The 19064-nt window shown below is 41.6% G+C and carries 21 protein-coding genes and 1 tRNA gene; 17 read left to right on the top strand and 5 right to left on the bottom strand.

Annotated elements, in window-relative coordinates:
* The first annotated feature begins 223 nt into the window (after window positions 1-223).
* From B3143_RS11450 to B3143_RS11400, 11 genes are all read left to right on the top strand, one after another.
* A complete protein-coding gene (locus B3143_RS11450) occupies window positions 224-1609 on the top strand; it encodes a Do family serine endopeptidase (protein ID WP_004784522.1) in 1386 nt (461 codons plus the stop codon).
* Between the two features lie 124 nt (window positions 1610-1733).
* The gene (locus B3143_RS11445; RefSeq protein WP_004784520.1) at window positions 1734-2219 is read left to right on the top strand and encodes an acyl-CoA thioesterase; all 486 of its coding nucleotides are present in this window, start codon (window positions 1734-1736) and stop codon (window positions 2217-2219) included.
* A 258-nt stretch (window positions 2220-2477) separates the two neighbouring features.
* Entirely contained in the window at window positions 2478-4295 is a 1818-nt protein-coding gene (gene lepA, locus B3143_RS11440; protein ID WP_004784519.1) for a translation elongation factor 4, read from the top strand.
* Between the two features lie 21 nt (window positions 4296-4316).
* Window positions 4317-5144 (top strand): signal peptidase I, encoded by an 828-nt coding sequence (gene lepB, locus B3143_RS11435; RefSeq protein WP_004784518.1) that lies wholly within the window; start codon window positions 4317-4319, stop codon window positions 5142-5144.
* A 24-nt stretch (window positions 5145-5168) separates the two neighbouring features.
* A complete protein-coding gene (locus B3143_RS11430; protein ID WP_004784516.1) occupies window positions 5169-5540 on the top strand; it encodes a DUF4845 domain-containing protein in 372 nt (123 codons plus the stop codon).
* Entirely contained in the window at window positions 5512-6210 is a 699-nt protein-coding gene (gene rnc / locus B3143_RS11425) for a ribonuclease III (RefSeq protein WP_004784515.1), read from the top strand. Before B3143_RS11430 ends, rnc begins: the two co-directional genes overlap by 29 nt.
* Window positions 6210-7238, top strand: coding sequence for a GTPase Era (era, locus tag B3143_RS11420; protein WP_004784513.1), 1029 nt, complete (start codon window positions 6210-6212; stop codon window positions 7236-7238). The genes rnc and era overlap by 1 nt, the downstream gene beginning before the upstream one ends.
* A gap of 18 nt (window positions 7239-7256) precedes the next feature.
* Window positions 7257-7454 (top strand): NF038104 family lipoprotein, encoded by a 198-nt coding sequence (locus tag B3143_RS11415; protein ID WP_004784512.1) that lies wholly within the window; start codon window positions 7257-7259, stop codon window positions 7452-7454.
* Window positions 7455-7465: 11 nt separating this feature from the next.
* A complete protein-coding gene (recO, locus tag B3143_RS11410; protein ID WP_004784509.1) occupies window positions 7466-8176 on the top strand; it encodes a DNA repair protein RecO in 711 nt (236 codons plus the stop codon).
* A gap of 13 nt (window positions 8177-8189) precedes the next feature.
* Window positions 8190-8915 carry a pyridoxine 5'-phosphate synthase gene (gene pdxJ, locus B3143_RS11405; protein ID WP_004784507.1) on the top strand — a complete coding sequence of 242 codons (726 nt, stop codon included), beginning with the start codon at window positions 8190-8192 and terminating at the stop codon, window positions 8913-8915.
* Between the two features lie 15 nt (window positions 8916-8930).
* Window positions 8931-9584 carry a tRNA-(ms[2]io[6]A)-hydroxylase gene (locus B3143_RS11400; RefSeq protein WP_004784505.1) on the top strand — a complete coding sequence of 218 codons (654 nt, stop codon included), beginning with the start codon at window positions 8931-8933 and terminating at the stop codon, window positions 9582-9584.
* 368 nt (window positions 9585-9952) lie between these two features.
* On the opposite strand, the gene B3143_RS11395 is transcribed toward B3143_RS11400, so the two are convergent.
* Window positions 9953-10028: transfer RNA gene (locus tag B3143_RS11395), tRNA-Asn, on the bottom strand.
* Window positions 10029-10264: 236 nt separating this feature from the next.
* Here B3143_RS11395 and B3143_RS11390 point away from each other — a divergent pair.
* The gene (locus B3143_RS11390) at window positions 10265-10708 is read left to right on the top strand and encodes a hypothetical protein (RefSeq protein ID WP_004784504.1); all 444 of its coding nucleotides are present in this window, start codon (window positions 10265-10267) and stop codon (window positions 10706-10708) included.
* Window positions 10709-10720: 12 nt separating this feature from the next.
* Here the strand turns inward: B3143_RS11390 and B3143_RS11385 are convergent, their stop codons facing one another.
* Window positions 10721-11164, bottom strand: coding sequence for a PaaI family thioesterase (locus B3143_RS11385; RefSeq protein WP_004784501.1), 444 nt, complete (start codon window positions 11162-11164; stop codon window positions 10721-10723).
* Window positions 11165-11325: 161 nt separating this feature from the next.
* On the opposite strand from B3143_RS11385, the gene B3143_RS11380 reads away from it, so the two are divergent.
* Together B3143_RS11380 and B3143_RS11375 are read left to right on the top strand one after the other, a co-directional pair.
* Entirely contained in the window at window positions 11326-11736 is a 411-nt protein-coding gene (locus B3143_RS11380; protein ID WP_004784500.1) for a GFA family protein, read from the top strand.
* A 427-nt stretch (window positions 11737-12163) separates the two neighbouring features.
* Complete coding sequence (locus tag B3143_RS11375; RefSeq protein ID WP_267460443.1) at window positions 12164-13426, top strand: MATE family efflux transporter; 1263 nt, start codon at window positions 12164-12166, stop codon at window positions 13424-13426.
* A 44-nt stretch (window positions 13427-13470) separates the two neighbouring features.
* Here B3143_RS11375 and B3143_RS11370 read toward each other — a convergent pair whose 3' ends face one another.
* Together B3143_RS11370 and map are read right to left on the bottom strand one after the other, a co-directional pair.
* Complete coding sequence (locus tag B3143_RS11370) at window positions 13471-14706, bottom strand: pyridoxal phosphate-dependent aminotransferase (RefSeq protein WP_005236666.1); 1236 nt, start codon at window positions 14704-14706, stop codon at window positions 13471-13473.
* Window positions 14707-14959: 253 nt separating this feature from the next.
* Complete coding sequence (map, locus tag B3143_RS11365) at window positions 14960-15787, bottom strand: type I methionyl aminopeptidase (RefSeq protein ID WP_004784494.1); 828 nt, start codon at window positions 15785-15787, stop codon at window positions 14960-14962.
* A 207-nt stretch (window positions 15788-15994) separates the two neighbouring features.
* On the opposite strand from map, the gene rpsB reads away from it, so the two are divergent.
* From rpsB to B3143_RS11350, 3 genes are all read left to right on the top strand, one after another.
* Window positions 15995-16741 carry a 30S ribosomal protein S2 gene (gene rpsB, locus B3143_RS11360; protein WP_004784492.1) on the top strand — a complete coding sequence of 249 codons (747 nt, stop codon included), beginning with the start codon at window positions 15995-15997 and terminating at the stop codon, window positions 16739-16741.
* 141 nt (window positions 16742-16882) lie between these two features.
* A complete protein-coding gene (gene tsf, locus B3143_RS11355; protein ID WP_004784491.1) occupies window positions 16883-17758 on the top strand; it encodes a translation elongation factor Ts in 876 nt (291 codons plus the stop codon).
* A gap of 93 nt (window positions 17759-17851) precedes the next feature.
* The gene (locus B3143_RS11350) at window positions 17852-18340 is read left to right on the top strand and encodes a DUF3465 domain-containing protein (RefSeq protein WP_286740618.1); all 489 of its coding nucleotides are present in this window, start codon (window positions 17852-17854) and stop codon (window positions 18338-18340) included.
* Window positions 18341-18385: 45 nt separating this feature from the next.
* Here the strand turns inward: B3143_RS11350 and B3143_RS11345 are convergent, their stop codons facing one another.
* Window positions 18386-18841, bottom strand: a complete 456-nt coding sequence (locus B3143_RS11345; RefSeq protein WP_004784483.1) for a DUF962 domain-containing protein — start codon at window positions 18839-18841, stop codon at window positions 18386-18388.
* Between the last annotated feature and the right edge of the window lie 223 nt (window positions 18842-19064).

Genomic DNA, 19064 nt, shown 5'->3' with positions numbered 1-19064 from the left:
TTGAAAAAAGTCCGGTAATCAGAGCGCTTTTTTGTACAAAAGGCAAGCGTTTAAGTGCTCATTTATTGATGAAAAAAATTAATAAAAGCTTTAACTTAATGCTTTAGAAAAATTAAAGGTTGCTAACATTCAAGCTTTCGAACATATTTTTACTTAAAATATATGAAGTTTGTGATAAAACCTATTTACATAAATTTATCAACAATTTGGGTGAATAATTTATATGAAAATTCTGGATTTAAAAAAAGGATTATTTGCAGCGACTGTTACTATGAGTGCTGCTCAGTTACAGGCAGTAACACCCGTCGATTTTTCTAACCTGGTTGATCAGGTCAGTCCGGCAGTTGTCAGTGTGAGTGTTGTCAAAAAAATGAGCGAAGAAGAGCTCTTGCAACAACAGGTTCCTGAAATTTTACGCCGTTTCTTTGGTAATCAAGTGATTATTCCGCAGCCACGTGTACCGCAGGAAAAAACCGGATATGGGAGTGCCTTCTTCATTAGTAAGGATGGCTATCTGCTGACCAACCACCACGTAGTTGAAGATGCGTCTAAAGTGACAATTACCTTGAATGATCGTCGGGAAATTGATGCAACAGTCGTGGGAAGCGACGAGCGTACTGACGTCGCTTTATTGAAAGTTAATGGTTCAGGTTTCCCGGAACTGCGTACTGGTGATGTCGATAAATTACGTGTAGGTGAACCCGTATTAGCAATCGGTTCACCTTTTGGTTTTGACTACTCCGCTTCTGCCGGCATTGTCAGTGCCAAGATGCGTAACATGATGGGTGAAACAGCCGTACCATTTATTCAAACTGACGTTGCCCTCAACCCGGGAAACTCGGGTGGACCGCTATTTAACCAGCGCGGTGAAGTGGTTGGGGTGAACTCACGAATCTTCAGTGGTACTGGCGGTTATATGGGGCTGTCATTTTCGATTCCGATTGATGTCGCTATGGAAGTCGCTGACCAGCTGAAACGTGATGGTAAGGTGACTCGTTCTTATCTGGGGGTAAGCCTGCAAGATATCGACCGTACTTTGGCTGAATCTTATAAATTATCTAAGCCAGAAGGTTCTTTAATTACCCAGGTTGCACCAAATTCGCCAGCGGCTAAAGCGGGTCTGCAAGCCGGTGATGTGATTTTAAAATACAATGGTACTGATATTTCACGCACTAGCCAGTTGCTGAACTATTTAAACCGTTCTGCGCCTAAACAGCAGATCCAGTTAGAAATATTACGTGATGATAAACGTCGTAATATCAATGCAACACTCACGACTGCGCCAGATGAAACGCCAGCCAAAGCAGGCAACCAGGCTCAGCCAAATAAAGGTCCGGTATTAGGCGTTACTATTCGTGAATTAAGTCCGGCTGAAAAAGAGCGTTTAGAGATTAAGGGTGGTGTAGTCATTCAGGACGTTCGTAGAGACGGGATCGCAGCTCAGGCACGGATCATGCCAAATGATGTTGTGACTCAAATCAATGGTAAAGCGATATTGAACAGTAACCAGTTTGTGGAAGCTGTGGCAGACCTGAAAAAAGGTAGTGTTGCCCGTGTCGGTCTGATTCGTCAGGGTCAACGTGCCATTGTCGGGATGCGCATTTCATAAAATATATGAATCTTCAATAAAAGACCGCTTGTATAGGCGGTTTTTTATTTTTCGCAATTTACCCGAGCCATAATTTCTGTAGACTCTGTACATGGAAAAAATTGCGATAAAGGATAAGAGAAAAGTGACTGGTATTTTTGACCAAGTTTTAAAGGTACATCCTGAACATATTGATCGTCTAGGACATGTGAATAACGTCATTTATGTGCAGTGGATGCAGGATGTGGCCTCGGCCCATATCGAGCAATTAGGACTCGGTTTAAATGAGTATCTGCAACTTAAACATGCCATGGTTGCAGTTGAACATCATGTCCAGTATCGCAAGGCGGCATTTGAAGGGGATGAGCTGATTCTACGAACCTGGTTAAGTGATTTGAATGCCTTATATTCATTCAGACAGTATGCTTTTTATCGTCCACAGGATCAGAATGTCCTATTTACCGGTAGCACGCAGTGGGCTTGTATCGAAATTGCGTCGGGTCGCCCGAAGCGTATGTCGCCAAGTTTTACCCAAGCTTATCAGCCCCTCTCAGACAGTATTAACCCTTATGATTTTTCTACTTTATATTTGAGTGAAGAAGCAAAGGCAATAAGAGAAGAATCAATCTAATAAGGTGATGATATTGAGATCGAATAGAAGGCAGCTACTAAATAGGAAACAGCCCATTTAACAAGCTGTTTCTAAGAAAAAGCTGAGGAAAAGAAAAATAAGAAGAAACTGGTCATGTGCTTAAGACAGCTAAGAGAGAAGAAAGATAATTCTTTTTCTGTATCTCCATTCTGCTATAATCCTCGGCAATTTCTATTCGGCTTTTGTTATGCAATGACTTTTTAAATTGCATGGCGCGTTTTTTTCTCAAGGTAGCCCATGGCGCAAGCTAAAAAATCTGTTGATATTAAAAACATTCGTAACTTCTCGATTATTGCGCATATTGACCACGGTAAATCGACTCTGGCAGACCGTTTTATTCAAACTTGTGGTGGTTTACAGGATCGTGAAATGCAGGCTCAAGTTCTTGATTCTATGGAACTTGAACGCGAACGTGGGATTACCATCAAAGCGGCTTCGGTCACCTTGTACTATACCCATCCAAATGGTCAAGAGTATCAGTTGAACTTCATTGATACCCCGGGACACGTGGATTTCTCTTATGAAGTTTCACGTTCTTTAGCGGCCTGTGAAGGTGCACTTCTCGTTGTGGATGCAGCGCAAGGGGTAGAAGCGCAGTCTGTAGCAAACTGCTATACCGCGATTGAGCAGGGTCTGGAAGTTTTACCAGTACTGAACAAGATTGACTTGCCACAGGCTGAACCCGAACGTGTAATTCAGGAAATTGAAGATATTATCGGGATTGAAGCGACTGAAGCACCGACCTGTTCAGCAAAAACTGGCCTAGGTATTGAAGGTGTACTTGAAACGCTGGTGAATGTCATTCCTGCACCAACAGGTGAACGTGATGCACCGCTGCAAGCGTTGATTATTGACTCATGGTTCGATAACTACTTGGGCGTGGTATCTCTAGTTCGTGTGAAACAGGGGCGTGTTCGCAAAGGCGACAAGATGCTGGTGAAATCGACGGGTCAGACACATATCATCACTTCAGTCGGTATTTTCAATCCGAAGCATACTGAAACCGATATCCTTGAAGCGGGTGAAGTTGGTTTCGTGATTGCCGGTATTAAAGACATTTTTGGTGCACCAGTGGGTGATACCATTACACTGGCAACTACTCCAGAAGTTCCAACATTACCTGGTTTCAAAAAAGTAAAACCACAGGTCTATGCGGGCCTGTTCCCAATCGATTCCAGTGATTTTGAACCTTTCCGTGAAGCATTGCATAAACTGCAAATCAATGACTCTGCGCTGTTCTTCGAACCAGAAAGTTCTGATGCTCTAGGCTTCGGTTTCCGCTGTGGCTTCTTAGGTATGCTGCACATGGAGATCGTACAGGAGCGTCTAGAACGTGAATACGATCTGGATTTGATCTCTTCAGCACCAACTGTAATTTATGAAGCAGTGATGAAAAATGGCAATACCATTTACATCGATAGTCCGTCAAAAATGCCAGATGGCTCAACTGTTGAAGACCTGCGTGAACCAATTGCAGAGTGTCATATCCTCGTGCCACAGGAATACCTGGGTAATGTCATGACCCTATGTATTGAGCGCCGTGGTGTACAGAAAGACATGAAGTTCATGGCGAATCAGGTATCCGTTACTTTTGAAATTCCAATGGCCGAAGTGGTGATGGATTTCTTTGATAAATTGAAATCTTGTTCACGTGGTTTTGCGTCACTAGATTACAACTTTGTGCGTTTTGAAAGTTCATCACTGGTGAAAGTGGATGTCCTGATCAATGGTGAAAAAGTCGATGCTTTAGCAATGATTTGCCATCGTCAGGATGCACGTCATCGTGGAATTGCACTGGTTGAAAAAATGAAAGACCTGATTCCTCGTCAGATGTTTGATGTGGCAATTCAGGCTGCTATTGGTGCGCAAATTATTGCCCGTTCTACTGTAAAAGCAATGCGTAAAAACGTATTGGCAAAATGTTATGGTGGGGACGTATCACGTAAGAAGAAACTTCTTGCAAAACAGAAAGAAGGTAAGAAACGTATGAAACAGGTGGGTAGCGTTGAAATTCCACAAGAAGCGTTCTTAGCTGTACTGAAAGTCGAACGCTAATACTATAAGGATAATAAGCCCATGGATTTTGATTTTAATTTGATTCTTGTTCCTGCGACCTTATTTTTCGTCGCGGTCTGGTTGCTGGATAAGTTTGTTCTGAAACAACGACAGACCAAAGGTAAGGGCAATGAAAACTTCATTATTACCTGGGCTTATGATTTCTGGCCGGTTTTGGCGGTCGTTTTAGTATTGCGTTCTTTCCTGTACGAACCTTTCAATATTCCATCAGACTCCATGGTTCCAACCCTGGAAACCGGTGATTTTATCCTGGTCAATAAATTTGACTATGGTGTGAAATTACCAATTGTTAATACAAAAATTCTGGATACAGGTAGCCCGGAGCGTGGTGATGTCGTGGTCTTCCGCTATCCGCCACAACCAACGATTAGCTATATCAAACGTGTAATTGGTTTGCCAGGTGATCATATTGTTTATGATCATGGCCAGTTAACCATTAATGGTGAGAAAGTAGCAAAAGTTCCAGTAGAATTCAGCCGTGAAAAAGATCGCCTGGATACGCCAAATTCGATTTATCATAAAGAAACCATTGGCGAACATACTTTCACTATGCGTGAACTGGAAGGAGTAAATGTAGCTCGTCAGGCTCCATTCCTTAACTATATAGAAAATGGTAAGTTTTCAGCTGAAAATGGTTTATATTGGGAAGTGAAAGTTCCAGAAGGCCATTACTTTGCGATGGGGGATAATCGCGATCAAAGTGCTGACAGTCGTTTCTGGGGCTTTGTTCCGGAAGAAAACTTAACAGGTCGCGCATTCTATATCTGGATGCATAAAGAACCTGGCTTTAAACTGCCATCGTTTAGTCGAAACGGAATAATCGATTAATTATTTCAGTCAGGAAAATAAAAAATGAAACATCAACAAGGTGCTTCGTATATTGGAATTTTATTTGCAATCATGGGGTTTGCTTTTCTTGCCAAAGTGGCGATTGCAGTTTGGGGGCCATACTTTGATGATCGTATGGTGGACAATCAGATTGAGGAACTTTTAAAGAGTTCTCCGGCAAATATTGCACCAGAAAAATTTCGTCAACAGATGGGTCAGCGTTTAGAAATGAACAATATTCGCGATCTGAAATTTGATGAAATTGCCAAGGTAACCAACACTGATGGTTTACAGGTGCACAAGAATTATGAAATTCGCAAGAATTTTATATTGAATATAGATTTAGTGATGAAGTTTGAGAAAGATTTTGATCAAAGCACAGTCAAAACTAAATGATGAGCGTCTTGCCAAACGGATCGGTTATCAGTTTAAACAAGCTGATCTGTTAAAACTGGCATTGACCCATCGTTCAGTCAGTCATAAACACAACTATGAACGCCTAGAATTTCTAGGCGATTCTCTTTTAGGGATGATCATAGCCAATTATCTCTTTACTGCTTACCCGCAGGAAAACGAGGGCCGTCTGACGCGTATGCGTGCGACTCTTGTCCGACAGGAAGCGTTAGGGAAAATTGCTAATGATCTAAAATTGAGTCAGAACCTGATTCTCAGTACGGGTGAGCTGAAATCGGGTGGTCATCATCGTGAGTCTATACTTGCGGATACGGTCGAAGCCATTATTGGTGCGATCTATGTGGATTGCGGTGATCTCACTGTACTACAGGCGATTGTGCTAAAATGGTACGAACCGTATTTAGACAATATAGAACCAACTGACCAGCTGAAAGACCCTAAATCACGCCTACAGGAATATTTACAAGCACGTAAAAAACCTCTCCCAGTTTACGAGGTTGTAGATATTCAGGGTGATGCCCCGAACCAGCATTTCAAAGTGGAATGCCAGGTAGAAGGCTTACCGGTCATGGCCGGTGAAGGTTCAAGCCGACGATTCGCTGAACAGGCGGTTGCGGCAGATATTTTAAAACATTTGGAGCATAAGTCTTAATGACTACTCATTCCGATCACATTGATGCTGATCACGAGTCGCAAAGCGACAGCAATGACTTGATTAGTCAATTTTTCAGTGCACAGGGTACTGAAATTCCTTCTGATTATCGTAGCGGTTTCGTGGCGATTGTCGGACGTCCAAACGTAGGTAAATCGACCTTGATGAACCACTTACTGGGCCAGAAACTTTCGATTACTTCACGTAAGCCACAAACCACACGTCATAAAATTGTAGGGATTGATTCACGTGAAAAATCTCAGGCAGTATTTGTTGATACACCGGGGATGCATAAGAAAGAAGTGCGTGCCATCAATAAAATGATGAACCGAGCTGCGCACTCTGCACTGCGTGACGTGAACCTGGTACTGTTTGTAGTTGACGCACAGAAATGGACCCAGAACGACGAGCTTGTTCTGGAGAAATTAAAAAATGCGGATATGCCAGTAATTCTGGTGATTAACAAGCTGGACACGTTTGAGAACAAGAATGAGGCCTTACCGCTGATTCGTGAACGTGCTAAACTGATGAACTTTGCTGAAATCGTACCGGTATCTGCACTTCGTGGTGCAAATCTCGAACACTTACGCGATACGATTGCCAAGTACCTGCCATTCCAGCCACCACTGTATTCATTAGATCAGCTTACCGATCGTTCAGAGCGTTTCCTGGCCTCTGAAATTATCCGTGAAAAGATCATGCGTCAGTTAGGCGAAGAACTGCCATACGATTTAACTGTTCAGATTGAATCTTTCAAAACTGAAGAGCCGACCCTGAACGAAAAAACAGGTCGTATGAAGCCGGCATGTACTTATATTGATGCCACCATTTTCGTTGATCGTGCTGGCCAAAAAGCCATTGTGATTGGTGAAAAAGGCTCCAAGCTGAAAAAAATCGGTATGGATGCACGTGTCGATATGGAAAAGATGTTCGAACAGAAAATCATGCTAACGCTTTGGGTGAAAGTCAAAGGCGGCTGGTCTGATGATGAGCGAGCCCTGAAAAGTCTAGGTTATAGCGACATTTAAATTGGATAGGAACGGATCATGATGAAATTTCTGGTAGTCATTGCATGTGTTTTATTTTTGCAGGGCTGTATTCATAAAGTAGTGACCGTTCCTGCCAAAGTTGCCTATAAAACCACAAAGTACGCGGTCAAAGGGACCGCGGCTGTTGTGGGTGCCGCCATTCCCGATGGGGATGACGAAGAAGACGAGAAAAAATCAAAAAAGAATAAAGACTAAAGAAGTAGCCTATGCGTAATGAAGTGCTGCATGGATACTTGATTCATCATCGTAAATATCGCGATCGCAGTCATATTGTGCATTTATTTACCCAGGAATATGGCCGTATTGACGGGATACTGAGACAAAATCCTCCACCACAATATCAACCCATCAGCTTGCTAGCCTCTGGCAAATCTGAACTCAAAAACTTCACCAAATTAGAAATTGTTAATCAGCCGATCTTTTTTTTTGGCGATGCCTTCTTTTCTGGCTTTTATCTAAATGAAATCCTGTTGCGTTTATGTCCGCTTGAAGTGCAAATGCCGCTGACCTTTGCCAAATATGGCGAAACGTTGAATGCCTTGCAAAAACTCTCCGATCAGGAAAATCCCAATACTTATTTAAAACAGGTTCTGCGTCAGTTTGAACATATCTTATTAGAAGAACTGGGCTATGAACTGGATTTTTCGGTTGATGCCAATCAGGCACCAATCAATCCCTTGCAACATTACTATTTTCAGTTGAATGAAGGTTTTATGCCTTCGGCCAAGGCCTTGCGCTCAACCATGTCGGGCCAGCAGATTTTAACAATGCAGCACTATGAAAAGGGTAGGGATTTTAATCCAGAACAGTTACAATTACTGACGAAGCTATATCGACAGGTGATCACTGCTTTGCTTGGTGACCGACCACTGAAAAGTCGACAGTTGTGGATCCAAAATTCTCAATCTCAATCGTAGTTAGGAAAATATTATGGCTGCATTACTTGGTGTCAATATTGACCATGTCGCAACTTTAAGACAAGCACGTGGTACGACGTACCCAGACCCAGTCAATGCTGCATTGATCTGCGAACAGGCGGGTGCAGAGGGCATTACCTTGCATTTACGTGAAGACCGTCGTCATATCCAGGATGATGATGTACGTCGTATGCGTCCGGTATTGACCACGCATATGAATCTGGAAATGGCTGTGACTGATGAAATGGTGGCTTTTGCTAAAGAAATTCAGCCGCATCATGTCTGTTTTGTGCCTGAAAAACGTCAGGAAGTCACTACTGAAGGCGGTCTGGATGTGGTTGGTCATTTTGAAGATGTGAAAAAAGCCACTCAAGAACTGACTGCGATTGGCTGTGATGTGTCACTATTTATTGATGCTGACTTTGCCCAGATTGATGCTGCGGTCGCGTGTGGTGCGCCGACGATTGAGATTCACACAGGCGCCTATGCCGATGCAGAAACTCCAGAAGCGCAACAAGCGGAACTTGAACGCATTGTGAAAGGCGCTGAATATGCTGCTTCTAAAGGTCTGGTGGTGAATGCAGGTCATGGTCTGAATATGGATAATGTCACTCCAATTGCTGCAATTCCTCAAATTCATGAATTAAATATTGGTCACTCGATTATTGCAGATGCAGTTTTTGTTGGTTTAGCGCAAGCGGTTCAACAAATGAAGGCTGCAATTAAAGCTGCGCGTTAAGATTGCAAGAAACATATGTCAAATATTGATTATGATGAACTGATGAAGCCTGTCATTGGCTTCCTGGGTTGTGAAACACCAAAAGCCTGGCTCGATGAGGCATTACAGAATCTGGAGATCCTGATGCAGGATCATGCTAACTGTGAGAAGAAAGCAGCCAGTACAGCAATGAACCTGATGTTCCGCTATAGCTTCTTTGTAGATTTACAGGTGAAACTGGCGCAACTGGTACGTGAAGAAATGCTGCACTATGAACAGGTGCTGGAATTCATGAATAAGCGTGGCCAGCAATGGATTGGTCTCAGTGCAGGGCGTTATGCGGGTGGTTTGCGTAAGGAAATCCGGACCTATGAACCAGAAGCATTAATTGATGTGCTGGTGATTGGTGCTTTTGTAGAAGCACGCTCTTGTGAGCGTTTCTATGCGCTTGCTCCGCTGGTGGATGACGAGTTAGGACGCTATTACCGTTACTTGCTCAAATCTGAATCTCGCCATTTTGAGGACTACTTGGCCTTAGCTTTGGATGTGGCTAAAACTGCAAAATTGAAAAATCCGCAAGAAGATATTCAAAGTCGAATTAAGCATATCCGGGAAGTAGAAAAGAATCTGATTCTCAGTCCAGATGAAATGTTCCGTTTCCATAGTGGTGTGCCAACAAAAGCAGCTTAAGAAGCTACTTTATTAAGACATCAAAGAAGATCCTCCAAATTGGGGGATTTTTTTATAACTATAAAGAATCTGTAACTAACTTATTTATTAAAAGAATTTAAAATAGCCTAAGCGATATAAAATTTAATCTGATGTTTCTTACAGTAAGAGTGGAGAAATTAGCATCATGCAAGATAGTAAACGTTGTTATTAACTAAAAATAAGTATGTATAAACACATTTGATTAAATGAAAATATAAGCCAATCTAACTAGGTAAATAAAAGGGCAGAGTAAGAATATATAAGAGAAAAGAAGAATCGAATCATTTTATAAATGAAATTTCAGGCAATAAAAAAGCCCGCTTTAATGCTGCGGGCTTTCTTGAATTTGGCTCTCCCACCTGGGCTCGAACCAGGGACCTGCGGATTAACAGTCCGTCGCTCTACCGACTGAGCTATGGGAGAATCTGAATGCGATTATAGAGAGATTTTATCAAGGGTCAAGCAAAAACTGTCATATTTATTACAAATTGCGCTTATCTGATTTTAATTTAAACGATTGCATTAATTTCTTAAAAAATGCTTGTCAGAACAAATTTCACTTGCTAGATTGAAAACATAAAGTCGTTTGACCAAATGGTCAAACAGTGTGGATTTAAACCTACTTGCCAGCACAAAAATGGCTAAACCGGAGAAAGCGAATGAATACGCTCACTATCCCTCAAATTTTCTCTCAACTGTCTTTTTATCAAGATCATTATCTCGAAATTATTCAAGATTCTGCTCAATACTTTACCCCTGTGGCTGGTGCAGAAATCCGTTTATGGCCCTTAGCGACTAAACAGTTATATCTGGGTGACTTGTTGCAACTATGGTTTGCAGAAAAGTGGCTGGTCGAAAAAGAACGCCAATTTAGTTTTGAGATTTTTCTGAACATGCCTGAAGCTCAGAAAAAAGATCTTTATATTTATGCGCTTGCTGGTAATCTTCTGACCGGATCGAACCAGTCTAAAGTGTGGCAAGCTTCTGCTAAAGAAACTCAGGTACTGAGTGTAGCAAATGTTTCTAAGCATTATTTCGAATATCGGGCATTGACCCAGCCGAAACTGGTAAAAGCACCGCAAGGGAAATGGGGCGTACTTTAAGCCTTAAACACGTTAATGGTCGGAATTGCGAAAAATCATGCAGGTTGCTGTGGCATGGGCATAAATACGGCCTTCGTCATCCAGAATTTGACCCTCAGAAATGCCTAGATTTTTACTGAGATTAATTGATTTTCCGATTGCTTTTAGTTCTTGGTTGTGAGGAATTGGACGGCACATTTTTACATTCAGATCAATTGTGCCATAACCGACACCGGCTTCAAGTAAAGTATGAATCGCGCAGCCTGTTACCGTATCTAAAACAGTTGCAGCAAAACCGCCATGTATACCTCCCATAGGATTCAGATGGCGTTCATCTGCTTTTACAACAAAGGTCACGTGTCCCGGTTCGACTTCGCTTGCAGACATGGGAATAGTGGTTGCCATAGAAGGCATAGGTAGGTTGCCCTTAAGCATCTCTTGCATAATCTGCAAACCTGAAAGATTCTTGAGATCCATAGCTTGTCCTTATTATTTTAAATACTGGATTTGAATGACAAGTTTAGGCAGATGGTGCTTCGATCAGCAATAAAAAATTGTATGAGGAAATGTACAAAGCCTTTTACTTATAATGAATCCGGTAAAATGATTAAAAATAATAATACCGAGGAAGAATAATCATGAAAGCGAGATGTTTATGCGGTGCGACTCGATTTGAAGTTCAGCTTAGAAATTATGAAGTGGCCGCCTGTCATTGTTCCATGTGCCGCCGCCACACAAGTGGGCCTCTCATGTCGATTGATATAGAAAATATTCACTTTATTGATCAGCAGCATTTATCTGTTGCAAGTACTTCTGAATGGGCAGAGCGTGGTTTTTGCAATGCCTGTGGTACTTTTATTTTCTGGCGGACCAAAGATCATTCCTTTGCCAATATTAATGTATTTACTTTGGAGCAACTGCCAGAGGATCTGGATTTCAATTTAGAAATTTATATAGATCATCAGCCAGCATTTCATTCATTTAACAATCAAACCAAAAAAATGACAGAAGCTGAGGTCATTGCCATGTTTCAGCAACCTGATTCCTGAAATAAATATAATCAGATAAAGGAAGAGCAAGTCTGGTGATTTTATCTGATGAAAATAGTGATTAGTAGGTTCGTATTTCAAATAGCGTTCTACTTTTCATGTTGTGATCATTCTTTCTTTTTATTAAATTGTTAAACATTAGAATGAAAAACTCATAATTTCTGAGCTTAAAAAATTATTATTTTCTATAAGCGAACTGAAGATAGAGACTGAACTTTTTTATAAAAATCAATAAATATAAAGATTTATGGCACAAGGATTGTATGTGATTTCCACTGTATATCTCAGTTTTAAATAATTCAGTTTAAAAATAAAACCCGAGAAAAAAAATTAAGAATAGAGTGATTTTGCAATGAAACAGTTTTTGCATCTTTGGGTGCCTATTTTTTTGAGTAATAGCATCATAATGTTGGCCGGAATATTTGACATGATTTTCCTGTCTCATTACTCACCGCAACATGTGGCTGCTATGGCTGTGTGTTTATCTATTTATTCTTTATTATTTGTTTCGGGGACGGGGATCTTGCAGGGTATGATGCAGGAACTTGCTGAAGCATATGGGCGACGTGCTTTTGATGATATTCAAAAAATTCTGAAACAGAGCATCCTTATTGTCGGTGTCCTGTCTGTCTTTGCAGGATGGTTATTGACTCATGCGGATCCATTGCTGCATTTATTAAAAGCAGATAGTGCATTACAGGCTTTGATTCAACCTTGTTTATGGTTACTGGCTTGGACGCTTCCAGCACATTTGTTAGTGCGTATTCTATATATTTTGACGCAAGCCTGTGGTCAGGCGAAGCGTGTGTTCTATGCCAATATTTTTTATCTGATATTCAAAGTGAGTTTGGCTTATTGCCTGATTTTTGGGATTCAGGGTTATGTGCCCGCCTATGGGGTTGAGGGAGCTTTTATTGCTCATCTGACTGTTCAATGGGCACTATTAGTGGTCTATTACCTGATATTTCTGGAAAAGCAGTTGCGTGTGCACTGGTCCGGACAATTTTTCCATTTTAAGACTTTGCTAAAAATTTTAAGAATCGGCTTACCCTCAGCAATTGTTGTATTTATTGATGTCTTTACAATTAGTGCGATTGCATTATTGATCTTGCCTTTGGGGGAGATAATGGTGAATGCGCATCAAGTAGCGAGGGGTTTGGCTGGCCTGCTGTTTATGGTCCCATTTTCGATGAGCTCTGACTTTAGCATTCTGGTCTCTACTAGGATTGGTGCAAATCAAGTGCAATCTGCCTGGGCTTTAACTTTTAAAGCGTTACGTGTGGTGGTTGCAAGCGCAGTTGTTCTGGCGGTCTTGATCGCAATTTTTCAGAAACCGATTGTGGCGCTGTTTAGTGATCATACGGATGTGCTTACGGTGAGTCTGGCATTGATGTTCTTATTGTGCTGGATGCATATTTTTGATGCGATTCTGGTGATTAGCGTTAATATGCTGCGCTGCTGGAAAGTGGTGGTCTTGCCCATGTTTATTTTTAGTGGAGTACTGCTATTAGGTGGATTGAGCGGAGGCTGGTATTTGGCTTATCATCCAGTATCGCTCTTCAATCTCAATCTGAATGTCTCGGGAATAAGTGGTTTCTGGTGGATGCTGGCTATTTCCTATACCTTTGCGGCATTGATGTGTTTGCTTTGTTTGGCACTTAAATACCGTAAGCATTTACAAACTGCATAAAAAAACCCGCGATGATCGCGGGTTTTTTTATCTAATCAATTAGATTATTTCGCAGCTTTTTCAGCTTCGATCGAAGCAATCGCCTCATCAACGCCTTCGATAGAATCAGCAGCTTTTTTGATACGTGCAAGTGCATCAACTAATACTTCGTCAGCAGTTGCGTAAGAGATACGCATGAAACCACCTAGACCGAATGCATCACCAGGAACGACTGCAACGCCAGTTTCTTCCAGTAACCAAGCAGAAAATTCTGTGCAAGAGTTCAGACCTTTCGCACGAATCAATGGTTTGATGTTTGCATATGCATAGAATGCACCGTCAGCAGGAAGGCAAGAAATACCTTTAATGTCATTCAAGCCATTTACAACTAGGTCATGACGACGTTTGAACGCTTCAACCATTGGTACAAGAACGTCTTGAGGACCATTCAATGCAGCTTCTGCAGCAACTTGTGAAATAGAAGTTGGGTTAGAAGTTGATTGAGACTGGATTTTTTTCATCGCACCGATCAGTTTAGCAGGACCTGCTGCATAGCCGATACGCCAGCCTGTCATTGCATAGGCTTTAGACACACCGTTTAATACGATAGTGCGGTCGTAAAGGTCAGGCGCAACAGTTGCGATGTTGTAGAATTCATCTTCCCAGCGGATTGGTTCGTACATGTCATCAGATGCGATGAATACTTCTGGGTATTTACGAAGTACTGCAGCTAAAGCTTCTAATTCAGCTTTAGTGTAGATCATGCCAGTCGGGTTAGAAGGGCTGTTTAATACCACTAAACGGGTTTTGTCAGTGATCGCAGCTTCTAATTGCTCAGGAGTAATTTTGAAACGTTGTTCTTCACCACATTTCACGATTACTGGTGTACCTTCAGCAATGATCACCATGTCTGGATAGCTTACCCAGAATGGAGCAGGGATGATCACTTCATCACCTTTGTTTAACAAAGCAAGTGCCAAGTTAAAGAAAGACTGTTTACCACCACAGGAAACCAGGATTTGGTTCGCTTGATAGTCAAGGTTATTGTCACGTTTTAATTTAGCAATAATTGCTTTTTTAAGACCTGGCGTACCATCAACAGCGGTGTATTTGGTGAAACCGTTGTTAATTGCTGCAATTGCTGCATCTTTGATGTGTTGAGGGGTATCAAAATCTGGCTCACCTGCGCCCAAACCAATAACGTTGTGACCAGCAGCTTTCAATTCAGCAGCCTTGTTTGTCACAGCAAGCGTAGGGGACGGTTTGATGGCATTCACACGATCAGAGAGACGTACGTCCACGGCAGTATTCCTTCTTATAGGGATTAAAAAATAAAAAGCACATTATCTTAGCCTAAAATGGTGCACATTGGGCAAAAGAATTTGGAAAAATATACGAAAAAAATGCTGAATCAGTACAACTTTATCTTGAACATCGATAGGTAGTTTAGATAAACAGGAACTAAGAATATACTTTGAGGATGAGAATAATAGGAGAAATATAAACTAAAAATGGCCACTTTAAAGTGACCATTTATATGAGGAAGTGTTGTTGTTATGCACTAAAACGTGACAAATCTTCTTCAGGACGAGCAGTCAGCACTTCAATGCCATTTTTTGTTACTAAAAGAGTATGCTCATATTGAGCCGATAATTTATGGTCTTTAGTGACCACAGTCCATTTATCACCCAGTAGTTTGGTTTGCCAAACACCGGCATTTACCATTGGTTCAATCGTAAAAGTCATACCTTCTTCAAGCACCATACCAGTATCTGGCTGACCATAGTGCAGAACCTGTGGTTCATCATGGAAAGTCGTACCGATGCCATGGCCACAGTATTCACGAACAACGCTAAAACGTTCAGATTCAACATATTTTTGAATCGCATGGCCGATGTCACCAATGGTAGCACCTGGTTTCACTACAGCCATACCACGATACATTGCTTCTTGAGCGACTTTACATAGACGGTTTGCTAAAATTGAAGTTTCACCACCCACGATGTACATCATATTGGTATCCCCATGGAAACCATCTTTGATGACCGTGACATCAATATTTAAAATATCGCCTTTTTTCAGGATCTTGTTTTCAGATGGGATCCCGTGACAGACCACATGGTTTACAGATGTACAGATTGTATGCTGGAAAGCAGGGCGGCCAGGCGCTGCACCATAACCTAAACATGCAGGAATGGCATTCTGCACATTTACAATATAGTCATGACAAATCGTATCCAATTCCAGTGTTGTTACGCCGGGTTTGATATGCGGTTTGATCATATCCAACACTTCTGCAGCCAGTCGTCCAGCGATACGCATCTTTTCGATATCTTCTGCGGATTTGATTAAACGACGGGGAGCTTGATAAGTAGTGTTCATGATCTCTAAAAACTTTTGGAAATTTGTATGTGACTATGGTATAAATAGCCGCCCATTTTATCAAATGCTTTTTCGTGAATATATTTGCGAGGCTGATTGAATGGTGTATTAAAAATCCGCACATATATCGTCACATTACTCTGGGTGCCCGCAAGGGTGGAGAATGCGGATATATGGAGGCCTAACCCAAACTTTAAGGTAAAGAAAATGGCAGATTACAACGTAAGCATGCGCGACCTTCTACAAGCTGGCGCGCACTTTGGTCACCAAACTCGTTTCTGGAACCCAAAAATGCGTCAATATATCTTTGGCGCGCGTAACAAAATTCACATCATCAACCTTGAGCACACTGTTCCTGCGTTAAATGATGCTTTGAACTTCGCTAACCAATTGGCTAGCAAAAAGAACAAAGTTTTGTTCGTTGGTACTAAACGTGCTGCTTCTGCAATCATCCGTGAACAAGCTCAACGCGCTGGTCAACCATACGTAGATCACCGTTGGTTAGGTGGTATGTTGACGAACTGGAAAACTCTTCGCCAATCTATCAACCGTTTAAAAGACCTTCAAACTCAATCTCAAGACGGTACTTTCGCTAAACTTACTAAACGTGAAGCTTTAGAACGTAGCCGTGAGATGGAAAAACTTGAACGTGCTTTAGGCGGCGTTAAAAACATGGGTGGTTTACCTGACGCATTATTTGTAATCGACGTTGATCACGAAGCGATTGCAATTAAAGAAGCTAAAAACCTTGGTATTCCTGTAATCGGTATCGTTGATACTAACTCTAACCCAGACAACGTAGACTACGTTATTCCGGGTAACGACGATGCGATCCGTGCAGTAACACTTTATGCTTCTGCTATGGCTGATGCGATTCTTGCTGGTAAAGAATATGCTCAATCACAAGCAAATGCACAAGCTAAAGCAGAAGAAGCTCCTGCTTCTGAGGCTTAATGCGTTAGACGCTAGCTTGTCATTTTTGCGACACGTGATGGTGGCAAAGTAAGCGTTATGTATGCAGGCGGCCCATGAGAATCCTCTGGGCCGTTTCTGTTCTAAAAAGAATTCATTTTCTACCGAATTTAGGAGATAAACATGACTGCAGTTACAGCAAGCATGGTTAAAGAACTGCGTGATCGTACTGGTCTAGCAATGATGGAATGTAAAAAAGCTTTGACAGAAGCTGGTGGTGACATCGAATTAGCGATCGACAACCTTCGTAAATCTGGTCAAGCAAAAGCAGCTAAAAAAGCTGGTAACATTGCTGCTGACGGCGCGATCACAATTGCTCAAGAAGGCAACAAAGCAATCCTTCTAGAAGTAAACTGCCAAACTGACTTCGTTGCTAAAGACGAAAACTTTGCTGGTTTCTCTGCGAAAGTTGCTGCTGCTGCACTTGCTGCAAACGAAACTGACGCTGCTAAAATCGCTGAGCTTAAACTTGAAGATGGCGCTACTGTAGAAGAAGCTCGTATTGCGCTAGTTCAAAAAATCGGTGAAAACATCCAAGTACGTCGTGCGAAAATTGTTGAAGGTGAAAACCTGGCTGTTTACAAACACGGTCTTCGTATCGGTGTTGTTGTATCTTACTCAGGTGATGCTGAAACTGGTAAAGGCTTGGCAATGCACATTGCTGCATTCAACCCGGTTGCTGTAAACGCTGAACAAGTTCCTGCTGACCTTATTGCGAAAGAAAAAGAAATCGCTGAAGCAAAAGCACTTGAATCTGGCAAACCAGCAAACATCGTTGAGAAAATGGTTGTAGGTTCTGTTGAGAAATACCTGAACGAAGTTGTTCTTGAGCGTCAACAATACGTAATCGACAACGACAAGAAAGTTGCTGAAGTTCTTAAAGCGACTGGTACTACTGTTGCTAACTTCGTTCGTTTCGAAGTGGGTGAAGGTATCGAGAAGAAAGCCGAGCTTTCTTTCGCTGAAGAAGTTGCTGCTGCTCAGGCTGCTGCAAAATAATTCGGTAACGGATTAGAAAAAAGCCCCGAATGGGGCTTTTTTTATGACTAAATAAAGAATAATCAAGGAGGAATTACGGCAAATAAAACCAATATGGGGATCGGGGCTGTCATTGCACTTTTGGTGGCTGCTTATTTAGGTCTGGATTTATCAGAATCTAAACAACAGACCAATACTTTTATACCTTCAGCAGAAATTGCGCTTCAAGAGCAGACTCATGTTCAAAAAAGTACGCATAAGCTTTCTGATGATACCCAGCGTATAGAGCAAGCTTACCAGCACAGACAAAGTGATCTTCAGGTTCAGGCGAGTGGTAAGGTGGTAGTGTTATTAAAAGATGATAATGAAGGTTTCCGTCATCAGAAATTTATTCTGGAATTATCCTCTGGTCAAACTGTATTAGTTGCGCACAATATTGATCTGGCGCCACGCATCCAGAATATTCAAAAAGGGGATCAGGTTGAGTTTTTTGGTGAGTATGAATATAGCGACAAAGGTGGGGTGATTCATTGGACCCATCATGATCCATCCAATAAGCACATCAGTGGTTGGTTAAAACACCAAGGAAAAACCTATCAATAAAGGAATTTTCCTTGGTTTTATAAATGTAATGATATTACATACGCTTTAAGCGCACTGTATTGCCTCAGATTGACGAGATTTCCATTTAGGTAGGACTTTGCCTAAATAGGCATCCATGCACCATAACGGGCCAATGAGAAGGAATTGAAGGTCCTTGAAGAAAGAAGGCTTTTTACCTTCGACTTTGTGTCCATAAAATTGCCCAATCCAGGCAAAAACAAACAAGGCAATAAAGAAGCCGATACCTACAGGTAAAACCCAGATAAACCAAGCCATCATCAGGGTTAGCGCTGCCATTGCTACAGCCAGTACAATATCTAGACGTGCATAAAACACAAAAGCCAGAACCAGGAGCAGGGCAGTCAGTAAAGCGCTAAAGTGTGCCATGATGCCAATAATGGAAAAATAGATGGCAGGCACGCAGACCCAATGGATCAGTTTGTTGGTTTTGTTTTGATGACTTTCACTATATTCATCTAACCATTCGGATATTGTTTTCATTCTATCGCTCCCATCCATGAACGTACTGTCAGTTTTTAAAATATAAAACAGTTTGAGGGTATGGTCAAAATGAAATCGATAGTGGGTGAGTAAAGTAGAGAAGAGCTATATCTGAATGGAATAACATCGACAGTATTAAGGATAAAAGCAAGTCGAATGCTTGCTCTACATCACCAAATAAAAAAGCCACATGACTGTGGCTTTTGAGTTAAATGTAGAGCGG

Origin of the sequence: Acinetobacter sp. UBA1496 (genome assembly GCF_002324975.1) — a bacterium.
GTDB classification, from domain to species: Bacteria; Pseudomonadota; Gammaproteobacteria; order Pseudomonadales; family Moraxellaceae; genus Acinetobacter; species Acinetobacter variabilis.
This window is presented reverse-complemented; position numbering and strand designations above follow the sequence as displayed.

What these genes read in the sequence shown, in the direction of transcription:
- B3143_RS11450 (WP_004784522.1), top strand. Translation starts at nt 224, where the DNA reads ATGAAAATTCTGGATTTAAAAAAAGGATTATTTGCAGCGACTGTTACT.
- lepA (WP_004784519.1), top strand. Translation starts at nt 2,478, where the DNA reads ATGGCGCAAGCTAAAAAATCTGTTGATATTAAAAACATTCGTAACTTC.
- lepB (WP_004784518.1), top strand. Translation starts at nt 4,317, where the DNA reads ATGGATTTTGATTTTAATTTGATTCTTGTTCCTGCGACCTTATTTTTC.
- B3143_RS11430 (WP_004784516.1), top strand. Translation starts at nt 5,169, where the DNA reads ATGAAACATCAACAAGGTGCTTCGTATATTGGAATTTTATTTGCAATC.
- era (WP_004784513.1), top strand. Translation starts at nt 6,210, where the DNA reads ATGACTACTCATTCCGATCACATTGATGCTGATCACGAGTCGCAAAGC.
- B3143_RS11415 (WP_004784512.1), top strand. Translation starts at nt 7,257, where the DNA reads ATGATGAAATTTCTGGTAGTCATTGCATGTGTTTTATTTTTGCAGGGC.
- recO (WP_004784509.1), top strand. Translation starts at nt 7,466, where the DNA reads ATGCGTAATGAAGTGCTGCATGGATACTTGATTCATCATCGTAAATAT.
- pdxJ (WP_004784507.1), top strand. Translation starts at nt 8,190, where the DNA reads ATGGCTGCATTACTTGGTGTCAATATTGACCATGTCGCAACTTTAAGA.
- B3143_RS11400 (WP_004784505.1), top strand. Translation starts at nt 8,931, where the DNA reads ATGTCAAATATTGATTATGATGAACTGATGAAGCCTGTCATTGGCTTC.
- B3143_RS11390 (WP_004784504.1), top strand. Translation starts at nt 10,265, where the DNA reads ATGAATACGCTCACTATCCCTCAAATTTTCTCTCAACTGTCTTTTTAT.
- B3143_RS11385 (WP_004784501.1), bottom strand. Translation starts at nt 11,164, where the DNA reads ATGGATCTCAAGAATCTTTCAGGTTTGCAGATTATGCAAGAGATGCTT.
- B3143_RS11380 (WP_004784500.1), top strand. Translation starts at nt 11,326, where the DNA reads ATGAAAGCGAGATGTTTATGCGGTGCGACTCGATTTGAAGTTCAGCTT.
- B3143_RS11375 (WP_267460443.1), top strand. Translation starts at nt 12,164, where the DNA reads ATGATTTTCCTGTCTCATTACTCACCGCAACATGTGGCTGCTATGGCT.
- map (WP_004784494.1), bottom strand. Translation starts at nt 15,787, where the DNA reads ATGAACACTACTTATCAAGCTCCCCGTCGTTTAATCAAATCCGCAGAA.
- rpsB (WP_004784492.1), top strand. Translation starts at nt 15,995, where the DNA reads ATGGCAGATTACAACGTAAGCATGCGCGACCTTCTACAAGCTGGCGCG.
- tsf (WP_004784491.1), top strand. Translation starts at nt 16,883, where the DNA reads ATGACTGCAGTTACAGCAAGCATGGTTAAAGAACTGCGTGATCGTACT.
- B3143_RS11350 (WP_286740618.1), top strand. Translation starts at nt 17,852, where the DNA reads ATGGGGATCGGGGCTGTCATTGCACTTTTGGTGGCTGCTTATTTAGGT.
- B3143_RS11345 (WP_004784483.1), bottom strand. Translation starts at nt 18,841, where the DNA reads ATGAAAACAATATCCGAATGGTTAGATGAATATAGTGAAAGTCATCAA.